At 63.8% G+C, this 21,002-nt stretch carries 16 protein-coding genes; 8 read left to right on the top strand and 8 right to left on the bottom strand.

Translation table 11 applies throughout. The features are described from left to right. Window positions 1–77: 77 nt before the first annotated feature. Window positions 78–1,106: a GlxA family transcriptional regulator gene (locus G5V57_RS10500; protein ID WP_165167448.1), complete on the bottom strand. Its 1,029-nt coding sequence runs from the start codon at window positions 1,104–1,106 to the stop codon at window positions 78–80. Window positions 1,107–1,191: 85 nt separating this feature from the next. Here G5V57_RS10500 and G5V57_RS10495 point away from each other — a divergent pair, with 85 nt between their 5' ends. Further along, window positions 1,192–2,604 (top strand): FAD-binding oxidoreductase, encoded by a 1,413-nt coding sequence (locus G5V57_RS10495; RefSeq protein WP_165167447.1) that lies wholly within the window; start codon window positions 1,192–1,194, stop codon window positions 2,602–2,604. Window positions 2,605–2,709: 105 nt separating this feature from the next. Here the strand turns inward: G5V57_RS10495 and G5V57_RS10490 are convergent, their stop codons facing one another. After that, window positions 2,710–3,459 carry a TerC family protein gene (locus G5V57_RS10490; protein WP_165167446.1) on the bottom strand — a complete coding sequence of 250 codons (750 nt, stop codon included), beginning with the start codon at window positions 3,457–3,459 and terminating at the stop codon, window positions 2,710–2,712. Between the two features lie 433 nt (window positions 3,460–3,892). On the opposite strand from G5V57_RS10490, the gene G5V57_RS10485 reads away from it, so the two are divergent. After that, window positions 3,893–4,930: an aspartate-semialdehyde dehydrogenase gene (locus tag G5V57_RS10485; RefSeq protein ID WP_165167445.1), complete on the top strand. Its 1,038-nt coding sequence runs from the start codon at window positions 3,893–3,895 to the stop codon at window positions 4,928–4,930. Between the two features lie 399 nt (window positions 4,931–5,329). After that, window positions 5,330–5,530 carry a hypothetical protein gene (locus tag G5V57_RS10480; protein WP_165167444.1) on the top strand — a complete coding sequence of 67 codons (201 nt, stop codon included), beginning with the start codon at window positions 5,330–5,332 and terminating at the stop codon, window positions 5,528–5,530. On the opposite strand, the gene G5V57_RS10475 is transcribed toward G5V57_RS10480, so the two are convergent. The 4 genes from G5V57_RS10475 to G5V57_RS10465 are packed head-to-tail and all read right to left on the bottom strand — an operon-like array spanning window position 5,523 to window position 7,974. Further along, window positions 5,523–6,467, bottom strand: coding sequence for a threonine/serine dehydratase (locus G5V57_RS10475; protein ID WP_165167443.1), 945 nt, complete (start codon window positions 6,465–6,467; stop codon window positions 5,523–5,525). The genes G5V57_RS10480 and G5V57_RS10475 overlap by 8 nt on opposite strands. Beyond that, complete coding sequence (locus G5V57_RS35175) at window positions 6,460–6,849, bottom strand: DUF429 domain-containing protein (RefSeq protein WP_371744764.1); 390 nt, start codon at window positions 6,847–6,849, stop codon at window positions 6,460–6,462. The genes G5V57_RS10475 and G5V57_RS35175 overlap by 8 nt, the downstream gene beginning before the upstream one ends. Further along, the gene (locus G5V57_RS35170) at window positions 6,795–7,166 is read right to left on the bottom strand and encodes a DUF429 domain-containing protein (RefSeq protein WP_371744763.1); all 372 of its coding nucleotides are present in this window, start codon (window positions 7,164–7,166) and stop codon (window positions 6,795–6,797) included. Before G5V57_RS35170 ends, G5V57_RS35175 begins: the two co-directional genes overlap by 55 nt. Further along, window positions 7,159–7,974, bottom strand: coding sequence for a PfkB family carbohydrate kinase (locus G5V57_RS10465; protein WP_165167442.1), 816 nt, complete (start codon window positions 7,972–7,974; stop codon window positions 7,159–7,161). The genes G5V57_RS35170 and G5V57_RS10465 overlap by 8 nt, the downstream gene beginning before the upstream one ends. Window positions 7,975–8,430: 456 nt before the next feature. Between G5V57_RS10465 and G5V57_RS10460 the strand changes: the two genes are divergently transcribed. Both G5V57_RS10460 and pbpC read left to right on the top strand, forming a co-directional pair. Further along, window positions 8,431–13,641, top strand: coding sequence for an alpha-2-macroglobulin (locus G5V57_RS10460; RefSeq protein WP_165167441.1), 5,211 nt, complete (start codon window positions 8,431–8,433; stop codon window positions 13,639–13,641). A 131-nt stretch (window positions 13,642–13,772) separates the two neighbouring features. Then, window positions 13,773–15,908, top strand: a complete 2,136-nt coding sequence (gene pbpC, locus G5V57_RS10455; protein WP_165167440.1) for a penicillin-binding protein 1C — start codon at window positions 13,773–13,775, stop codon at window positions 15,906–15,908. A gap of 156 nt (window positions 15,909–16,064) precedes the next feature. On the opposite strand, the gene G5V57_RS10450 is transcribed toward pbpC, so the two are convergent. After that, entirely contained in the window at window positions 16,065–17,237 is a 1,173-nt protein-coding gene (locus G5V57_RS10450) for an FAD-binding oxidoreductase (protein WP_165167439.1), read from the bottom strand. A 118-nt stretch (window positions 17,238–17,355) separates the two neighbouring features. Between G5V57_RS10450 and G5V57_RS10445 the strand changes: the two genes are divergently transcribed. The 3 genes from G5V57_RS10445 to G5V57_RS10435 are packed head-to-tail and all read left to right on the top strand — an operon-like array spanning window position 17,356 to window position 19,755. Then, window positions 17,356–18,228 carry a CoA ester lyase gene (locus G5V57_RS10445; RefSeq protein ID WP_165167438.1) on the top strand — a complete coding sequence of 291 codons (873 nt, stop codon included), beginning with the start codon at window positions 17,356–17,358 and terminating at the stop codon, window positions 18,226–18,228. After that, a complete protein-coding gene (locus tag G5V57_RS10440) occupies window positions 18,225–18,707 on the top strand; it encodes a hypothetical protein (protein WP_165167437.1) in 483 nt (160 codons plus the stop codon). Before G5V57_RS10445 ends, G5V57_RS10440 begins: the two co-directional genes overlap by 4 nt. Then, entirely contained in the window at window positions 18,700–19,755 is a 1,056-nt protein-coding gene (locus G5V57_RS10435) for a MaoC family dehydratase (RefSeq protein WP_165167436.1), read from the top strand. Before G5V57_RS10440 ends, G5V57_RS10435 begins: the two co-directional genes overlap by 8 nt. A gap of 3 nt (window positions 19,756–19,758) precedes the next feature. Here G5V57_RS10435 and G5V57_RS10430 read toward each other — a convergent pair whose 3' ends face one another. Continuing rightward, window positions 19,759–20,937, bottom strand: a complete 1,179-nt coding sequence (locus tag G5V57_RS10430) for a hypothetical protein (protein ID WP_165167435.1) — start codon at window positions 20,935–20,937, stop codon at window positions 19,759–19,761. Window positions 20,938–21,002 lie beyond the last annotated feature (65 nt).

Raw genomic sequence — 21,002 nt, 5'->3', positions numbered from 1 at the left:
GGTCTCGATCTAGTGTGCTGAACGCGAAGTTCGCTTGGAAGGTCCCGCTGGCTGCGGCGAATTTCGGATTCGGGACACTAGCCGGTCTTCAGGGCCCGGTGGAGGGAGCCGAAGCGCAAGCGGTATTTTGCCGGGGTGAGGCCGACCTTGCGGCGGAAAAGGCGGCCGAAGAAACTCGCATCCTCGTAGCCGACCTCGTTGGCGATCGCCTCGACTCCGAGGTCGCCGGTTTCGAGCATCTGCTTGGCTTCCTCCAGCCTCAGCCCATGGATGTAGTCGAGCGGCGTTAGTCCCGTCGCTTGCGAAAAGCGGCGCACGAAGGAACGTTCGGGCAGGCCGGACAAGGCTGTCATCGCGGCCACCGGCGAGTGAGTCAGGTAGTTCAGCGCCGCCCAGTCCTGGCATTTGTTGATGACTGCATCATTGGTCCGCCGGAATCCCATGAGCGCGGCGAAAGGCTGCTGGCCCTGATCGTGCCATTGCAGCATATAGACCCTGGCGACTTCCATGGCTTTGCGGATCCCAACGAAGCGGGCGATGAGATAGAGCGTCAGGTCCTGCCAGCTCGTGCCGCCGCCTGCCATGATGATCCGCTGCGCCTCGCCGCTCAGTACCAGCGACTGATGCGGCTTGACCTTCACGCCGGGATAATTGGCGAGCGAGGCGACATAGGCCCAATGAATGGTGGCGTCGCAATTTTTCAGCAACCCCGCCTCGCCGAGGAGCACCGCGCCGGAACAGGCACTGGCCAGCATCGTGCCTTCGCCATGGATGCGCTGCAGCCAGCGCGCCTCGGCATCATACTGTCCGGCGACGCTCTCTCCCGGCATCACGAAGAAATCGGGAATGCAGACGATGTCTGGCCGCGGGCAATCCGAGAAATCATGATCAGGCCGGACCGGGACGCCATTGGCGGCGCGAAATTCATCACGCGAGCGCGCCACAATGAAGGGACGCATGCGCTGCTCGCCGGCAATGCCTCTTGTAATGAACGGGAAATCGCGGCCCGGAGACGAAAACAGGTCAAACATGCCGTAGAGCGTCGAGGCGGTGACCTCCTGCACTCCCAGCAGCGCGACATTGAGAGGCTCCTGCTGCGGACTCATGGCAGAAATGACCGCTCTTAAGCAGTTTTGACTTTAGCGCTCCTCCTGGCGCGGCGCTAGGCTCCGCGAAGATGCGAGGTTAACCATGGCAAATGATGTGATCCTTTCCACCCCTCAATTGGACGTCGACGACCTGCGGGGCAAGCTCAGGGGCGACGTGCTCGTACCCGGGGATGCGGACTACGATGCGGTCCGCATCGTCTGGAATGGGATGATAGACCGCAGGCCGGCGCTCATCGTCCGCTGCCGCAATGCCGCGGATGTCGCGGCGGCGGTCGGCTTCGCCCGCGACCATCGCCTCGTCCTCTCCATCCGCGCCGGGGGCCACAACGTGGCGGGCTACGCAGTCTGCGATAACGGGCTGATGATTGACCTGTCCTTGATGAATGGCGTGCGCGTGCCGCCGTCCCTGGACCGCGTGATCGTGGAGGGCGGCGCCGTCTGGGCCGATGTCGATGCGGCGACCACCGCCTTCGGGCGGGCAACTCCAGGTGGTCTCATCTCGGCCACCGGCGTCGCAGGCCTTACATTGTCGGGCGGCATCGGGTGGCTGCGCGGCTCGCACGGCCTGAGCTGCGACAATCTCCTCGCTGCTGATGTGATAACCGCGCAGGGCAGTCTGGTCAGGGCCAGCGACAGCGAAAATCCGGATCTGCTCTGGGCATTGCGCGGCGGCGGCGGCAATTTCGGCGTGGTGGTGAGCTTCGAATTCAAACTGAACCCGATCGCATCCGAGTTGTTCTTCTGCGGGCCGGCTTATCCCGAGGAGCGCGCCGGCGAGGTCCTGCCTCTGTGGCGCGATTTCATGGCGACGGCGCCCGATGAACTCAGCGGCCTTGCCGAATTCTCGACCATTCCTTCCGATCCAAGCTTTCCCGAAAATATCTGGGGCAGGCGCGTGGTGACCCTCGCGCATGTCTATGATGGGCCCGCGCAGGCCGGCGAGCAGGTGACGGCACCCTTGCGCAATTTCGGCGGCGCTCTGATCGATTTCAGCGGCGCCATGCCCTACCGGACGCTGCAGGGCATATATGATGCCTTGTTCCCCAAGGGGCGCGACCGCAACTACTGGAAATCTACGTACCTCAAAGAGCTCGACGGCGACGTCATCCGGGATATCCTCGCCGGTATGTCAAAGCGACCCTCCGACATGACCTACGCCTCGATCTGGAAATTCGGCGGGGCCGTGCAGCGGGTGTCTGCCGAAGCGACCGCGTTCGGCGATCGCTCCATGCCATTCATGCTGAGCCTCGATGCGATCTGGTCGAAGCCGGAGAACGACCGTGCCAATATCGATTGGGTGCGAACGCTGTGGACCGGCATGCAACGCCATTCGACCGGGAGGCTCTATCTGAACTTTCCCGGTCATGGCGAAGGCGAGCATCTCGTTCGTGACGCCTTTGGCCACGCAACCTATGCCCGGCTGCAGGAGATCAAGCGCAAATACGACCCCGATAATCTCTTCCGCATGAATCAGAATATCATACCGGGGCCTTAGAGCGCCGGGCGTTTCTCATGGAATCGCCTCGGCGCTCTATCACTTTGATTTTGCGCATCGGCTTATCCGAGAACCGCGCGCACTTCTCGGGCCGATGCTCTGGTCTTATGGCTGCTCGACATCCGTCTTGTCGATCTTGCTCAGACGCTGGCGCTTGTTCTTGACCAGAATATTGAGCGTCTCGACGCCGAGCGAGAAGGCGATGGCGAAGTAGATATATTCGCGCGGGATGTGCATGCCGAGGCCGTCGGCGACGAGCGCCACGCCGATCAGCAGGATGAAGGCGAGGGCCAGCATCTTCACCGTCGGATGGCGGGCAATGAACTGGCTGACGCTGTTCGCCGACATGAGCATGACGGCGATAGCGATGACATTCGCCGCGATCATCACGGGGAGGAAGGTGGTCATGCCGACCGCGGTGATGATGGAATCGAGCGCGAAGACGAAGTCGATCACCATGATGAGGGCGATGACGCCGAAGAAGCTTGCCGCATAGCCCTGCTTCGGGCCCTCCCCGCCGCCTTCCATCTCCTCATGGATCTCGGCGGTGCCCTTGTAGAGCAGGAACAGGCCGCCCAGGATCAGGATGATGTCGCGCCAGGAGAAGTCGAAACCGGCGGCCGAGAAGACCGGATAGGTGAGCTTGGTGATCCAGACGAGCAGCGCCAGCATGGCGATGCGCAGACCCAGCGCGCCCATGAGGCCGATCTTCTGCGCGATCGGCCGCTGATGCGGCGGCAGCCTCTGGGAGGCGATGGACAGAAACACCAGATTGTCAATGCCGAGCACGATCTCGAGGATGGTTAGCGTCAAAAGGCTCATCCAGCCTTCGACCGTGAAGAGCCATTCAAACATTGGGTCCCCTTTTGCCCTTTAAAACAACACAAAATCGCGCATGACCGTGGGTAAGGTTTTTACCCATCCGTCCCTGCGCGTACAATAGATTGAGCCGGATCAACCGTTTCCGACTCCGTTCAGGCGAGATAGGAAGCCCGGCGCCCGGCTTCAAGGCGGATTGACTTAAAGTCCCGATTTGTTAGAACCCGCCCCGAAACCTCGAACCACGGTCCCCGATGTCTTATTTTATCGACAGCATCGCCTGCCGCCCGCTTTCCGCGGATGCGCTTTGCCGTGGCCTGGGGATGCTCAAAACGACGAAAACGACGAAAACCGTTTGAGCCTTCTCCCCCGGTCTCGTCTCCCGCGGGGGAGATGGCCGGAAGCAGCGCGCCCCAGGCAGAACCGCCAAGGTTCACGGGAGAGGGCGAGGGATAAAGGATAAAATTCAATGGGTTACAAAGTTGCAGTGGTCGGCGCGACCGGAAATGTCGGCCGTGAAATGCTCAATATCCTGGAGGAACGCCAGTTCCCGGTGGACGAGGTCTTCGCACTGGCGTCGCGCCGTTCGCTCGGCACCGAGGTCTCCTTCGGCGACCGCGTCCTGAAATGCCAGGACCTCGAGACCTTCGATTTCCGCGGCATCGACTTCGTGCTGATGTCGGCGGGCTCGGCCGTCTCCAAGGAATGGTCGCCCAGGATCGGCGCCCTGGGCCCGATGGTCATCGATAATTCCTCCTGCTGGCGCTACGACGCGGAAGTGCCGCTCATCGTGCCGGAAGTGAACGCCCATGCGCTCGAGGAATATATGAGACGCAAGACGAGGCGGAACATCATCGCCAATCCGAACTGCTCGACGGCGCAGCTGGTGGTGGTGCTGAAGCCCCTGCATGATCTCGCCAAGATCAAGCGCGTGGTGGTCTCGACCTATCAGTCCGTGTCGGGTGCCGGCAAGGACGCCATGGACGAATTGTGGAACCAGACCAAGGGCGTGTTCGTCACCGATGCGCCGGAACCCAAGAAATTCACCAAGCAGATCGCCTTTAACGTCATCCCCCATATCGACGTCTTCATGGAAGACGGCTTCACCAAGGAAGAATGGAAGATGACGGCCGAGACGAAGAAGATCCTCGATCCGAAGATCAAGCTCACCGCAACTTGCGTGCGGGTGCCGGTCTTCGTCGGTCATTCGGAAGCGGTCAATATCGAGTTCGAGCGCCCGATCACGGCAGAGGAAGCGCGCGAGACGCTGCGCGAGGCGCCGGGCGTTCTGGTCGTCGACAAGCGCGAAGACGGCGGTTACGTCACGCCGGTCGAGTGTGTCGGCGATTTTGCCACTTTCGTGTCGCGCCTCCGCGAGGACGGTACGATCGAGAATGGCCTCAGCCTGTGGGTGGTCTCGGACAATCTGCGCAAGGGCGCCGCGCTCAACACGGTGCAGATCGCCGAAGCCCTGATCAATCGCGGCCTTCTGAAGAACGCCGCCTGACAAGATATGGGGTGGCCCGCATGGGTCACCCCATTCCCTGTGGCAGGATTGTCACGTTCTGTCAGTATAAAGAGCGAGTGCGCAAGAATCCCCCTGTCGGAGGCGCTCGACTCATGCTATCTAGCCCGTCCCTGAACACAACACATGGAGACCGTCATGATGACAGCACGTAAGGAGCGTCGTTTACCGTGATCTCCGGGCCCCCGGGCTCGGTCCCGGTCTGGCCTTTCCGCTTGTGTTCTCGAAATCCCAAAGCCTGAAGACCATTTGACCGGGACGTGACTCTCGTCTCATGCGCGTGACGCGCATGCGCGGGACCGTCACGCATCACGATTCTTTCCTTTCTACATTCATTTCTCAAACGCGCACGGAAATCCGTGTTTCGTGAAAGGAAAAGTCATGTCCGCTTATCAGAAATCGCTGCCGTGGTTCAGACGCCCGGCACGCAGTCTCATCGCCGCTCCGGCGGCCCGGCTCCTCGCCGGCCATAAGAGGGAACGGCGCGTCCCGCACGATCCGCGCGAGATCGAAAGATTCCGCATCGAATTGGAGCTGAAGCGCGCCAGCCTCGATCTCAGCTACCGCTTCAAGGTCATGTAATCATGACCTTGGAGAAGGTCAGGGGATCGGTATTGGATCCGCACAGGACGACGCAGACGCGTTCATCCTTGTGCGGCCGATATGCACCAGACAGAAGCGCAGCGAAGGCTGTGGCTCCACCCGGTTCGGTAACGATCCGCGCATGGTCCCACAGCCAACGCTGCGCCATCCTGATTTCCTCATCCATCACGAGCGCCATGCGCTCGATGTATTTTTGCGCCAGCGGGAACATCAATTCGCCGGCGAAGGACGCGCCAAGCGAATCGGCGGCGATCCCCGACGGCGTCACCGTCACGCGCTCGCCCTTGGCCAAGGACGCGTGAAGCGCGTTGCAGGTCTCGGGCTCGACGCCGACGATCCTGACATCGCCCCGATACCAGCCGGCAATGCCGCCGATCAGACCGCCGCCGCCCACCGCCACCAGTAGCGTATCGATCTCGGGCAGTTGCTCCTGAATCTCTCTGCCGAGCGTGCCCTGACCCAACAAGGTCGGCTCCGCATCATAGGCATGAACCGACAAAGCGCCGGTCTCGGCGATGAAGCGGGTACATTTCTCCAGCGCGTCATAATAAGTAGCACCGTCCTGGTCGATGATCGCGCCATAGCTCTTGATCTTGGCCACCTTGGCGGGCGCGGCGACCGCGGGCACGAAAATATGCGCCGGCACGCCCGCAATATAGGCCGCATAGGCGGCTGCCGCGCCGTGATTGCCACCCGAGGCCGCGGCAATGCCGGCCTTGGGAAGGTCGCGGCCGAGCACCGTCGAGAAAGCGCCGCGCGCCTTGAAGGAACCGGTATGCTGGAAGAGCTCGAGCTTGAGCGCCACTGGCTGCGCCACTTTGGACAGCGTCACCTCCATGACCGGCGTGCGGCGAATATAGGGGGCGATCTTCGAGGCGGTCGCCTCGATGGCGGAACGGGTGATCGGGTCAGGCATTGATTTCCATCCTCAGGCCTCTGGCGTTGCGCGGCGGATCTTCCGGAAAACGCATAGACCGGCCGGTCAGGATACGCCATGCCACAAAAGCACAGGCGCAGGCATCGAGAAGATCATCGGCGCCGACATCGCGGCGGCGATACTCATGCGTGAGGCCGTCGATCGGCAGGCCGGACTTGCGCCGCAGCGCGCGTCTGAGATCGAGGCCGGGTTCATAGGGCTGGCTCTTCACCTTTTTGGGCAAGGCGAGCGGCGTCTCGCCGTTCATCACCCAGAAAGCGAGCTCGGGATACGATTCATGGATGCGCGCCTGAAGCTCGGGCGTGATCAGCGCATCGATTTCGCGCATCTTGGGGAAGAGATGGAAACATTGCTTTGACACCTTCTTCGGCGGATCGGAATGGGGAGATTCACCCGGCAGGCTTGCGCATAATCCTCGCAGTAAACGGCTATCTCCGATGGCACCGCGAAGACGCTGGACTGGCGGCCGCCGAGCCGCGAGCGTACCGCCCGTTCAGGTGGCCGGCCCGAGCGTTGCGGCAGACCGATCGGCATGTCGACGGCAATGATCGTGGCCGGAAGCGCCATGACATCGCTGAAGCGTGCGCATAGGCGCGAAGAGATCGATGCACCGCCATCCCACATCACCGCGATCCACCCAGCGGGGCAGCCGTCGATGCCGGCGACGAGATCACGCATGCGCGACGGGGAAGGCATCTATCCGGGCGGCCTCCGTGAGTCCGGCGGCTAGATCGAGGCTCAAGGTACCGAGGCTGGCAGCAATGACATGTTCGGTCGCGGCGACGGCGAAGCCCAGGCTCTCGGCGAAGGAACGGCCAAGCGCCAATTGCCCGACGAGATAGGCGGAAAGCAGATCTCCAGTGCCGTGCGGGACGGGATCGAGCTTCGGCCGGGTGACGGTGAATGCCTGGTTGTTTCGGAACAGGGCGGTCTTCAGGGCGCCCTTGTCGGGAATGGAGGTCACCACCAGGTCTTTGTCCGCGAAATGCCGGCCGGCAGCGCGTGCCGTGGCGAGATCGCGGACATCGCTTCGGGTCAGCCAGCCGAGTTCGAAGGCATTGGGTGTCAGGCCGTCCGCCAAAGGCACCAGCTTGTCGCGAATGGCGTTGGCCACACTATCGGCGACATAGACGCCCGTATGGGTATCGCCCAGCACCGGATCGCACAAATAGTAGGATTTGCGCAGCCGGGCGATGAGCGGGGCCAAGGCCTCGACCTGCTCTGCATTGGCGAAATAGCCGGTGATGACTATGACGTCGTCCTTGAGGAGGCCAAGCGACACGAGGCGCTCGATCATGGCCGCCAATCTCTCCGCCGGCACGGCAAGGCCCTCCGGGCGCGCATGGCCCGGGTGGTTGGAAAGCATGATGGTCGAGAGCGCGACCGGCGTGACACCCTGTGTCAGAAGGGCCGGCACGATCACCGAATTGCCGACCAATCCTACCGCCACATGCGATGAAATGGTGAGGACCTGGCGGGGGGCCATGCCTATGCTCCTGCCCGCAAATGAGAGGATGCCGATCCAGATTCGTGTTTCATGCTCAAGTCCCGCGTAGCCAGACCTTGCCTCTACCATCCGGCCCGTGGAGGCGAAAGACAACTGCTCGGATTTTAGTTGGCACAGCGCGGCCACAGATGTGGGCAACAATTGCCAGAATCTTCTGGCATTGGATTGCCGGACCACGGAAAGCCACCTACCATATCCGGTCGAAGCTTAGGGCCGGCAATATGTCAGCGCCGCGCGAGTGTCATGTGCCCACGGGGCGCAACGATGTCGTGCGGCCGGCGCTAGAGCGCTTCCCGCGAAAGTTGCTCGACTTTCGCGACAAGGAAGCGCTCCAGATATATGTAATCGAGCATTTTTATCCCGTTTTGATCGAATCGATTGATTCGATCAAAACGGGAAAGGCTCTAAGCCGTGAAAAGACAAGGGACGATCCTGATGACCGCGCGTTTCACCAACACCAGCCACTTTATATATGTCTATCGACTGTTGATCGTCCTCGCGCTGATCGGGATCATGGCCGCGCCCACGCGCGCCGCGGCGCCCTTTGTCGTCGACAACTACGCCTATGCCGCCGACAACTACAAAGACACGATCGCCAAGATCGGCAAGACTCTCAAGAAGACCCTACCCGAGCTCCAGCAGGAGCTGGATGCGGCGGTCGCCCAGGGCAATAACCGCGCCGCCGCCCAGGTGGTGGAGCAGATCCTGGCGCTCAGTCCCGATGACCAGGCCAACTGGCAGAAGCTCGCCGATCTCCTGCTCGTCGCCGAGCCCTTCAATTCCCAGGACGGCTATGAACTGCCCACGTTGGCGCTCGGCGCCGCGATCCGGGCCTATCAGCTCTCCGTCACCAACGAGCAGAAGGCGGCGGCGCTCAATGATGTCGCCCAGGCGCTGGTGAAACGCCAGGACTGGCGGCCAGCGCTCAATGCCTACCGCGCCAGCCTCGATCTCGTCGAGAATGCCGATATCCGCAAGACCTATGAGGAGTTGCGCAAGACCTACGGCTTCCGCATCACCGACTATACGGTGGAGAGCGATGCGCCGCAGCCGCGCCTGTGTTTCCAGTTCTCCGACCCGCTCGCCAATTCGGTCAGCGATTTCGCCCCCTATTTCACGCAGGATCCGGGCCCTGTCTCGGCCGTCACGGTCGACGGCACCAAATTGTGCCTCGAAGGCCTGACGCACGGCGAGCGCTACAAGGTCACCGTACGCCAGGGCCTGCCTTCGTCGGTGGATGAAAGCCTGCTCGATGACGCCGACTACGAGGTCTATGTGCGCGACCGCACGCCCTCGGTGCAGTTCGTCGGAAAGTCCTATGTGCTGCCACGCACCGGCCAGAGCGGCATCCCGCTGGTTTCGGTCAATACCAGCAAGGCCAAGCTCGAACTCTATCGCATCGGCGACCGTAGCCTGCTCTCCGCGGTGGCGGGCTCCAACTTCCTTGACCAGCTCTATGGCTACCAGGCGGCCGATATCGCCCGCGGCAAGGGCCAGAAGGTCTGGGAAGGCACCATGGATGTGGCCGGCAAGGCCAATGAGGATGTCACCACCGCTTTCCCGGTCGATGAGGCGCTCGGCCGGATCGAGCCTGGCCTTTATGTGATGACGGCGCGGGCGGCCGATGTGGTGAGCGATGACTATAACCAGGTCGCCACGCAGTGGTTCGTGGTCTCCGATCTCGGCCTGTCGACGCTCAAAGGCAAGGATGGGCTGCATGTCTCGCTGCGCTCCATCGCCTCCGCCGATCCGCTCGCCAATGTCACCGTCAGGCTCATCGCCCGCAACAATGAGATCCTCGGCAGCGTGAAGACGGATGCCAAGGGCGCGGCCTTCTTCGATTCCGGCCTCACCAAGGGCGAGGAAGGACTCGAGCCGGCGCTCGTGGTCGCGTCCGACGACAAGGACGACTATGCCTTCATCGACATTTCGCGGCAGGCTTTCGATCTCAGCGATCGCGGCGTCACCGGCCGCGACCCGCCGGGCGCGGCGGACGCCTTCGTCTATGTGGAGCGTGGCGTCTATCGCCGCGGCGAAACCGTCCATGCCGCCGTCCTGTTGCGTGACGGCAACGCCAACCAGCTGGCCCAGGTGCCCGTCACCCTCGTCGTGCAGCGCCCCGACGGCGTCGAATATTCGCGCACTGTGCTGAATGACCAGGGTGCCGGTGGGCGCACCCTCGATATCCCGCTCATCGCGTCGGCTGCCGGCGGCACCTGGCGCGTGTCGGCCTATACCGACCCAAAGGGCCCGTCGATCGGCGATACCAGCTTCCTCGTCGAAGACTACATTCCCGATCGCATCGAATTCGACCTCAAGGCCAACGGCACGCGCATCGACCGCAATGTCGGCGCCAGCCTCACCGTCGACGGGCGCTATCTGTTCGGCGCGCCGGCCGCCGGTCTCGATATCGAGGGCGATGTCGCCGTCTCCGCCGACAATCAGCCCTTCGAGCAATGGAAGGACTATGTCTTCGGCCTGTCGGACGAGGGCGTCGATACGGTCCAGAACACCATCGGCGATCTCGCCCAGACCGACGACAAGGGCCATGCCGAGATCACCATGGCTTTGCCGCAACTGCCGACGACCTCGCGTCCGCTGAAGGCGAATTTCACCATCCGCATGAAGGAAGCCGGAGGCCGTGGCGTGGTGCGCACGGCGTCCCTGCCGATCGCCGCGACCGGCAATATGCTGGGCTTGAAGCAGGAAGGCGAAGTGGGCGAAGGCCAGCAGGCCGTCTTCAGCGTGATCGCCGTCGATCCTCAGGGCAATGCCGTTGCGGTCAAGGGCGCCAATTTGGTGCTCAAGCGCCTGACCACCAGCTATCAGTGGTACAAGACCGACAACCGCTGGAGCTATGAGGCCGTCACCACCGCCCGCAAGGTGACCGGCGGCACGGTCGATATAGCGGCCGACAAGCCGGCGCAGATCAGCGCGCCGGTACAATGGGGCCAGTACCGGATCGAAATTGCCGGCGATGGTCTCGCGCCGTCTTCGACGAGTTTCTATGCGGGCTATTACGTCTCCGAAAAGGCCGACACGCCGGACATGCTGCCTGTGGCGCTCGACCGGACGTCGGTCAAATCGGGCGACACGCTACAGGTCAAGATCGACGCCCGGTTTGCCGGCAAGGCGTCGGTGCAGGTGGTCGGCGAGAAGCTTTATGCGTCGCAATTGGTCGATGTGCCGGATAATGGCACTACGGTTACCGTGCCCGTCGGCGACGGCTGGGGCACCGGGGCCTATGTCGTCGTCACCCACTTCCGGCCGATGGATGTCGCCGCCAAGCGCATGCCGACGCGTTCGATCGGCCTCGCCTGGTTCGGCATCGACCGCGATGAGCGCACGCTCAAGGTCGCGCTGACGCCGCCCGAGGTGATGAAACCGCGCCAGACGCTGAAGGTGCCGGTGAAGATCGGAGGTCTCGCGGGCGAAAAGGCCTATGTCACGATCGCCGCCGTCGATGTCGGCATTCTCAACCTCACCGGCTACAAGCCGCCGGAGCCCGAGACCTATTATTACGGCCAGAAGCGCTTGTCGGCCGAGCTCTACGACATCTATGGGCAGTTGATCGACGGCATGGACGCCAATCGAGGGCCCATTCGCAGCGGCGGCGATGGCGGTGCCGGCAATTTCCAGAGCCCGCCGCCGACACAGGCGCCGCTCGCTCTGTTCTCGGGCATCGTCGAGGTGGCGGCCGACGGCACCGCCGAAGTGCCCTTCGACATTCCGGCCTTCAACGGCACGATCCGCGTGATGGCGGTGGCATGGACGCCGACCAAGGTCGGCCATGCCGCGGTGGACGTGATCGCGCGCGATCCGGTGGTGATCGCCGGCACGCTGCCGCGCTTCCTGGGCTCCGGCGATCAGTCGCGCCTGCGCCTCGATCTCCTCAATGCCGAGGCCGAGCCCGGCGACTATAGTCTGGCGGTCGCCGTCGACGGCCCGATCGGCACCGACGCCGCGACGCTCAACCAAACGGTGAAGATCGGCGCGGTGGGATCGCGCATACCGGTGAATATCCCGATCACCGCAACGGGCATCGGCACGGCGCGCTTCACGGCGACGCTCTCAGGGCCGGGCGACGTGCAGATCGACCAGAGCTTCACCCTCGGCATCGAGCCGGCCAATCCGCCGGTGACGCGCCGCTTGGTGCATACGCTCGAGCCCAATGGCGGCATCACGGTGAGCAAGGATCTGATCGCCGAGATGGTGCCGGGCACCGGCGTCGTGTCGCTTTCGGTGGGCCCGCTCAGCGCGCTCGACGTCCCGGGCCTGCTGCGCGAACTCGACCGCTACCCCTATGGCTGCTCCGAGCAGTTGGTCAGCCGGGCCATGCCGCTGCTCTATTTGTCGGAGCTTGGCGGCAACGACATCGATCTCGACGGATCGGTGAAGGACCGGCTTGCCGACACGGTGCAGCGTCTCTTGGCGCGCCAGGACAGCAATGGCGCCTTCGGCCTGTGGAACTCCTATAGCGGAGACCTGTGGATGTCGGCCTATGTGACCGACTTCCTGCTCAGGGCCCGCGAAAAAGGCTATGCGGTGCCGGAAGGCGCGCTGACCCAGGCGGTCGATTACCTGCGCAACCAGGTCGGCAATTCGCCTTATGTGGAACAGGGCAAGGGCGAAGACGTCGCCTACGCGCTCTACACGCTGGCGCGGGCCGGCCGGGCGCCCGCCGGCGATCTCAAATATTTCGCCGACACCAAGATCGGCCAGTTCGGCACCGCCATGGCGCGGGCGCAGATCGCCGCCGCTCTCGGCATGCTCGGCGACAAGCCGCGCGCCGGCGAAGCCTTCCAGGCGGCCGCCGACGCGCTGCAAAGCGAGGTTGACGGCACCGCCACGGCGGCCTGGAAATATTATGGCTCGCCCTTGCGCAACGCCGCGGCCATCGTGGCCTTGGCGGAGAACGGTAATGCCAGCCCGCCGGTGATCCAGGCTGCGCTCAAGGTCATCAGCGATGAGCGCGCCAAATCCCGCTACGCATCGACGCAGGAGATGACCTGGATGGTGCTGGCGGCGCGCAACGTCGTCGATCAGGCCCGCTCGGTCGAGCTCAATGTCGACGGCTCCGTCCATCAGGGCGCTCTCTACAAGGTCTATCGCGGCGATAATCTCGAGGCGGCGCACAAGGTCAGCAATCTCGGCACGACGCCGCTGCAGGCCGTGGTCGCGGTCTCGGGCGCGCCTACGGTGGCGGAGCCCGCCTCTTCCAACGGCATGACGCTGTGGCGCACCTACCACACCTTGGACGGCACGCCGGTCGATCCTGCCGAGGTCAAGCAGAACACCCGACTGGTCGTGGTGCTCAATGCCAGCCGCGACGGCAATGATCAGAGCGGCAATTTTCTCATGGTCGACCGCCTGCCGGCCGGCCTCGAGATCGAGAACCCGACGCTGGTCGCCACCGGCAATACGGGCAGCTTGGCTTGGCTGAGCGACCTCACCGACGTGACCTATTCCGAATTCCGTGACGATCGCTTCGTCGCGGCGTTCAGGGATCAGAGCGCCAAAGTCGCCTATATCGTCCGCGCCGTGGCGCCGGGCCGCTACACGCTGCCGGGTGCCACCGTCGAGGACATGTACCGGCCAGAGCGCAATGCCGTGCTCGCCACCACGACAATGAGCGTGACGGAGTAAACACTAGCGCGGGATGCGAAAAAGTGGGTACCGGTTTTTCGCAAGAATCCCGCGCTAACACATAAGAATCGATCACGTTTTTGAGTTTGGGTTGATTCAACCCAAACTCATCGTGATCTAGAGGCAACGCGATGCGGAACGACAGCGAAAAAACGAAGCGCGCACGAAGCCGGCGCTTTGATATTCTCTGTGCTCTGGCATTCACGGCCATCCTCGTCGTGAATGCCGGAGGCTTCGCGCTGTCACAGGCGATGAAGCGGCTAGGGCCATTGCCGCTTGGCGAAAGCTTGAGCTATTCGCCGCTGGTGCTCGATCGCGACGGCAGATTGCTGCGGCCCTTCACGACCTCGGAGGGTTATTGGCGGCTTCCGTCCAAACCGCAGGATGTCGACCGGCGTTTCCTCGCCATGCTGATCGCCTATGAGGACAAGCGCTTCTATTCGCACTACGGCGTCGATCCCGCGGCCATGCTGCGCGCCGCCTGGCAGATCGTGCGCCATGGCCGCGTTGTCTCGGGCGGCTCGACCATCACCATGCAGGTGGCGCGCCTGCTCGAGCCCCGGCCCGACCGCACGCTCGCCGCCAAATTTGCCGAGATGATCCGCGCCGTGCAGCTCGAGAGCCGGCTGAGCAAGGACGAAATCCTGTCGCTCTATCTGGCGCTGGCGCCCTATGGCGGCAATCTCGAAGGCACGCGCGCCGCGGCGCTTGCTTATTTCGGCAAGGAACCGGCGCGCCTGTCCACGGCCGAAGCCGCTTTGCTCGTGGCCTTGCCGCAGGCTCCGGAAACGCGCCGGCCGGACCGTTTCCCGCGCGCGGCGCGCGCCGCCCGCGACCGGGTGCTCGATCTTTTGATGGACAAGGGCATCATCAACGCGGATCAGGTCAAGGCGGCCGAGCTCGAGCCGGCGCCGGACGGACGCAAGCTTTTCCCTCTCCTTGCCGCGCATCTCGCCGAGCGCCTGGTGAAGCAGGACCGCATCGCAAAGAGGAAGGTCAATCTCGTCGAGACCACGACGATCTCGCGGCCCTTGCAGGAACAGCTCGAGGCGCTGGCGCGCGAACGCGCTGTGGCGCTCGGGGCTAAGATCTCGGTCGCCATCATCGCCGTCGACAATGCCACCGGCGAAGTCCGCGCCCATGTCGGCGGCGTCGGCTATTTCGACAAGGGCCGGGCCGGGCAGATCGATCTCGCGCAGTCGCTGCGCTCGCCGGGCTCGACGCTCAAGCCCTTCATCTATGGCCTCGCCTTCGAGGATGGCCTCGCTCATCCGGAGACGCTGGTCGACGACCGGCCGATGCGCTTCGGCATCTACCGGCCGGAAAATTTCGACGAGTCCTTCCAGGGCACTGTGACCATGCGAAGGGCGCTGCAGCAGTCGCTCAATGTGCCGGCGGTGCTGCTGCTCAATGCGATGGGGCCCAATCGCCTGATCGCGCGCATGAAGAATGCCGGTGCGGCGCCGAAACTGCCGGCCGATGCGGCGCCGGGCCTCGCGGTCGGCCTCGGCGGGGCAGGGGTGAAGCTCACCGATCTGGCGACGCTTTATCTCGCTCTGGCGCGCGACGGCGAAGCCTTGCCGCTGATCTGGCGTCCTAAAGATCGTGCCACTGCCGCAGCGCCACGCCGCCTCTTCGACAAGGCCGCGGCCTGGCAGGTCGGCGACGTGCTGATCGACGCGCCGCCACCGGTCAATGCGCTGCCGGGCAAGATCGCCTACAAGACCGGCACGTCCTACGGCTATCGCGATGCCTGGGCCGTCGGCTATGACGGCGCCCATACCGTGGCCGTCTGGGTCGGGCGGCCGGATGGCGAGCCGGTTTCCAATCTCATCGGGCGCACCGCCGCGGCGCCGATCCTCTTCGATGCCTTCACGCGTGTCGCCGAGAAACGCACACCCTTGCCGCCGGCCCCCGACGGCGTCGTCTTCGCCCGCACCTCCGATCTGCCGCCGGCCTTGCAACGCTTCCGCCCCGACAGCCTGCCCGAGATCGCCGCTTCGGGGCCGGGCGACGCGCCGCTCGTGATTTCCTTCCCGCCTAATGGCGCCAGGGTCGATATTTCGGGCGAGGCCAGCGATATCGGGCTGGCGCTCAAGGCCATGGGAGGTGCGCCGCCTTTCACCTGGTTCGCCGACGGCCTGCCGATCGTGATCGGCGAAGCCCGCCGCGAAACCTGGTGGGAGACGCCGGGCAAGGGCTTCGCGCGATTGTCGGTCATCGACGCGCAGGGACACACGGCCAGCGTGCAGGTGCGGCTGGATTAGCGCCTCCTAACTCAATCCATTACCCTCACCCTGAGGTGGCCGCGAAGCGGCCCTCGAAGGGTCCCCTGCGGCATTCTCACTCTATCCGGTTGGATGCTTCGAGGCTTCGCCTTCGGCGAAGCACCTCAGCATGAGGGGTAGAGAGCTGTTGTCGCCCTAAATCACATTGCGCTCGAAGAGCGGCGCCTTGTCGGCGATGCGCGCGAAGCCGAGGCGAGCGAGATCGATGCTGCGATAGCCGCCATGGATCACCAGTTCGGCGATGGCATTGCCGGCACCCGGCCCCTGCTGCAGGCCGTGGCCGGAGAAGCCGTTGGCGAAGAGGAAGTTCGAGAGATCGGGATGCGGCCCGATCACCGCATTCTGGTCGAGCGCGTTGTAGTCATAGTGACCGACCCAGGCATTTACGACCTTGATCGCCTCGAAGGCCGGCACGCGGCCTGCGAGCCTTTCCCAGATATGCTCCTCGAACCAGGTATAATCGACATCCCAGCTGAGATCTTGAGGTTCATCGGCTTCGTCGGGCGAGAGGCCGCAAATGAACTGCTGGCCCTCGGGGCGGAAATAGATGCCGGAAATATCGACGGTGAGCGGCGCCCTATGCAGGGCCTCGCTGGCGCCCGGGCAGTCGAGCACATAGACATAACGCTTGCGCGGGCCGACCGGCAGGTCGATGCCGGCCATGCGCGCGAGCGCGCCCGCGCCCGTGCCGCCGGCATTGACGAGGGTGCCGCAGCCGACCTCACGGCCATCGCCGAGCGTCACCGATGTCGCCTTGCCGGCAACGGTCTTCACCTGGGCGACCTCGCCCGCGATGATCTCGACACCTTGCGTGGCCGCGGCTTTGCGGAACAGGCTCATCAGCGAATAGGGATCAAGCCAGCCTTCGCCGCTCTTGCCGAAGCAGCCGAGCGCCAGCCCGTCGGTGACGAGCCAGGGGAATTGCTTGCCGAGACCTTCCGCGTCGAGCAGCACATTGTCGGCGCCATGCGCGATCTGCACGGCGTGGTTTTCCTCCAGAATGGCGCGCCCGTTCTCGGAGGCCAGGATCAGATAGCCTTGCTCGCGGAAGCCGACATCGGCCTCGGGGCCGAATTCGGCCTTCAGGTTGCGCAATACACCGAGCCCGAATTTCGACAGCTCGATATTCTCCGGCGTCGAGAATTGCTGGCGGATACCGCCGCAGGAGCGCGCCGTGCAGCATTGCGCATAGGTCGTGTCGCGCTCGATGAGCGCGATCGACCCGGTAAAGCCGTGTTTCTTGAGGAAATAGGCCGCACTGCTGCCGACAATGCCGCCCCCGACGATCACTACATCATAGGTCTTCATGGTGGCGGCACTCTGCCCAAAGCGCGCGCCGTGCTCAAGTCCCACGTGCTTTCAATTGGCTTGGCAGATATGAAGAGAATGAATAGGGTCACGCCGCAAAAGTCAGCGAAAGGTGACCATGACGATCAGACCTCGCCGCAGTGTTCTCTATATGCCGGGCGCCAATGACCGGGCGCTGGAGAAGGCCCGCTCGATTGCCGCCGACGCGTTCATCCTCGATCTTGAGGATTCGGTCGCCCCGGAGGCCAAATCCCAGGCCCGCGACAAAGTGGTCCAGGCGGTGAAAAGCGGCGGCTATAACCGGCGCGAGCTCGTAATCCGCGTCAATGCGCTGGAAACAGGCTGGGGCATGGACGACCTCAAGGCCGCGGCTTCGGCTGGGCCCGATGCGATCCTGGTGCCCAAGGTCTCGCATCCTGGCGACATCATCAGCGCCGCCAAGGTGCTGAAAGCGTGCGGTGCTCCCGCCAGGACACGGCTGTGGGCGATGATGGAGACGCCGCTCGCCATCCTCAACGCCCGCGACATCGCCGGCGCGGCGGCCGATGCGGATCAGCGTTTCTCCTGCCTGGTGCTCGGCACCAACGACCTGCTCAAGGAATCGCGCGCCCGTGCTCTGGGCGACCGTTTCGCCATCGTTCCCTGGCTCGCGATGAGCGTGCTGGCGGCCCGCGCCTTCGGCCTCGATGTCATTGACGGCGTCTACAACGACTTCAAGGATGACAGGGGCTTCCGCGCCGAATGCGAGCAGGGCCGCACGCTCGGCATGGACGGCAAGACGCTGATCCATCCCTCGCAGGTCGAGCCCTGCAACGAGATTTTCTCGCCGGGCGCCGACGAGGTCCAGTGGTCGCGCAAGGTCATCCAGGCCTTCACTCTGCCGGAACATGCCGGCAAGGGCGTCATCACCGTCGATGGCCGCATGGTGGAGCGCCTGCATCTGGCGATGGCCGAGCGCGTCGTCGCCATTTCGGAGGCGATAGCGACGTGACTTCGTCCAGTCTGATTGACCCCTTGGAGGTCGCCGATCTGCTCGCCGGAGAGATATCCGGCAGCAACGATCTGCCCGGCGACATTTCGAGGCTCATTCGCGCTCTCGATACGCTGGCCTATGCTATTCACTTCACCAGCCCGGAAACTCCGGATGGCAAAACGGGCGAATCGGATTCGCCACGACTTGACTATCGCCAGGTCTATGACGCCGTCAAAGAGCGCTATCCCCCTCTCGGGTGCTATTGGGTGGCGCTTCATCCCGTCATGCAGGATGGAGTCGAGGGAGAGGTCGCCGTCGCCGACGCGATCGACGATCTGGCGGATATTCTCATCGAGCTGAGCGACGTGAGGAGGATCCGTGACGGCGGCGGTCGAAAGGATGCGCTTGCGGCCTTGCGGGCGAGATACGATATGCATCTGTGGATGCATGTCCATTCCCTCCGCCAGTATCTCGAAGAGGTGAATCGCGATGACTGACAGCAAGACCAATCAGGGCAAGTTCTTCGAGGATTTCCGTATCGGCCAGGTTATCCGGCATGCTACGCCGCGCACGCTGACGGCGGGCGACCAGGCGCTCTATACGGCGCTCTACGGGCCGCGTTTCGCAGTCCAGTCCTCGGACGAGTTCGCCCGCGCCATCGGCTATGCCCAGGCTCCTGTCGATGATCTCCTCGTCTTTCACATCGTCTTCGGCAAGACGGTGCCCGACATCTCGCTCAATGCCGTGGCCAATCTCGGTTATGCCGAAGGCCAGTTCCTGAAGCCCGTCTATCCGGGCGACACGCTCAGGGCTCAGTCCGAAGTCATCGGGCTCAAGGAGAATTCCAACCGGAAGACCGGCACGGTCTATGTGCGCTCGACCGGCTTCAACCAGGCGGGTGAGCCGGTGCTGAGTTATGTGCGCTGGGTGATGGTGAGGAAGCGCGACGAGGCGGCGGATGCGCCGGAAACGCGGGTGCCGGACCTGGCGCCGGCGGTGTCGACTTCGGTGTTGGGCGCCGGTTGTCCCAAGATCGCCGGCAAATTGTGGGACGAGGCGCTCTCGGGCTCGTCGCATCGCTTCAAGGATTACAAAGCCGGCGAGCGCATCGATCATGTCGACGGCATGACGGTCGAAGAGGCCGAGCATATGCTGGCGACGCGGCTCTATCAGAACACCGCCAAGGTGCATTTCAACCAGTTCAGCGAGGCCAAGGGCCGCTTCGGCCGCCGGCTCATCTATGGCGGCCATGTCATCTCGCTTGCCCGCGCGCTTTCCTTCAACGGTCTCGGCAACGCCTTCCATGTCGCCGCCATCAACAGCGGACGCCATGTGGCGCCGCTTTTTGCCGGCGGCACGGTCTTCGCCTGGTCTGAAGTTATCGAGACCGCCGATGTGCCGGCGCAGTCCGATGTCGGCGCCTTGCGCATCCGCACAAGGGCGACGCGCGACCTGCCCTGCGGCGATTTCCCGGTGGCGGACGCGACGGCCGAGGAGCCGGGCATGATCCTCGAGTTCGACTATTGGGCGCTCATCCCGAGATAAGTCTCAAAGTAGAAGCAGCTTTTTCACGACCGACAAGAGCTCCTTATAGGGCAGCAGGGTCGCGCCGGCGGCGGCGAGCGGCAGCAGCGCCGCCGCGCCCAGCGGCACAAGAGCCGACCGGCTGAGCAGGAAGACCGACAATTTGCGCGCCGCCTCATAATGCTTGCTGGGATCGGCGATCTCTTCCGGCGCCTTCCCGTCCTCGGCTTCGGGAACGGCGACATTGACGCCGAGCAGCTTGCGCTCGGCGAGCCGCAAGGCGCGCGTCGCCTGGGCGCCGCTGGCGGCGAGCGTCCTGGCCTTGAGCGCCGACAAAGGTGGTGTAAAGACGAGCAGCGGCAATGCGAACAGCCCGAGCACGATGATCAGCCAGGCCGCCATGGCATAGCCATAGGTCGAGATCGCCAGAGTGTTCTTCTGGAGGAAATGGGCAAGCGCCGCGCCGACGACGCAGCTCATGCCGAACATGAAAACCGCATAGGCATTGGGATAGCGGCCGATAAAAGCCAGGCCGGCCTTGCCGTCGGGATGCGTCGCCACCAGTCTCAGCTTCTGGCGCGACAGGCCACGGAGCAGCATGGCCCAGACGAGATGGCGCCACAGGCCGCGGGCCAGCAGGAACCAGAAGATCGGACTGCTCACCACCAGGCACCACCATCCGGCGAGCGTGAGGCCGCCGTCGCCCGGTGGACCGCGCAGCGCCCAGGCGGCGGTGTCGCTATTCGCCAGGTTGAAGTAGGACAGGAGAGAGGCGAGGGCGGCGAGCGCCAGGCAAACCGCCTCGGCGAGGCCTGAATTGCGCCGCCTCAGGGCAGTCGTAACGAGCGCCGCCGCCTTGGCGGTCGAGTCCGGCGCGATCAGCGGCGCGCGGGTGAACTGCGCCAGGGTGGCGCGCAGTTGCACCTCGACCTGACGCTCGGCGAGGACGAAGGCGCCCACGGCAATGAAGAAGCGCGTCCAGACGCCGGGATCAAAGAGAAAGGGCGTTCCGGCACCCCGGACCAGATTGCCCTCGATGATGCTCAACAGAGCGGGGACGCCCCAGGCGAGGCCGACAAAGATGACAGCGCGCCGCTCCACCTTGAGCGCCTGTTCCTGCAGCAGGCCAAGGCGGCGCTGCAACTCAAAGAACGGTCCGCCATGGGCCGCGAGAAATTCACCGATTACCGTCTTGTCCGGCATGAGGCTTGCGCCCTTGTGAAGCTCAATCTGGGCAAGACTAGACTAGTCTCATCCGTGGCGGCCGG

This window comes from Nordella sp. HKS 07 (assembly GCF_011046735.1).
Classification (GTDB): Bacteria; Pseudomonadota; Alphaproteobacteria; order Rhizobiales; family Aestuariivirgaceae; genus Taklimakanibacter.
The sequence above is the reverse complement of the archived record's forward strand: the minus strand, read 5'-3'. Positions and strand labels throughout refer to the sequence as shown.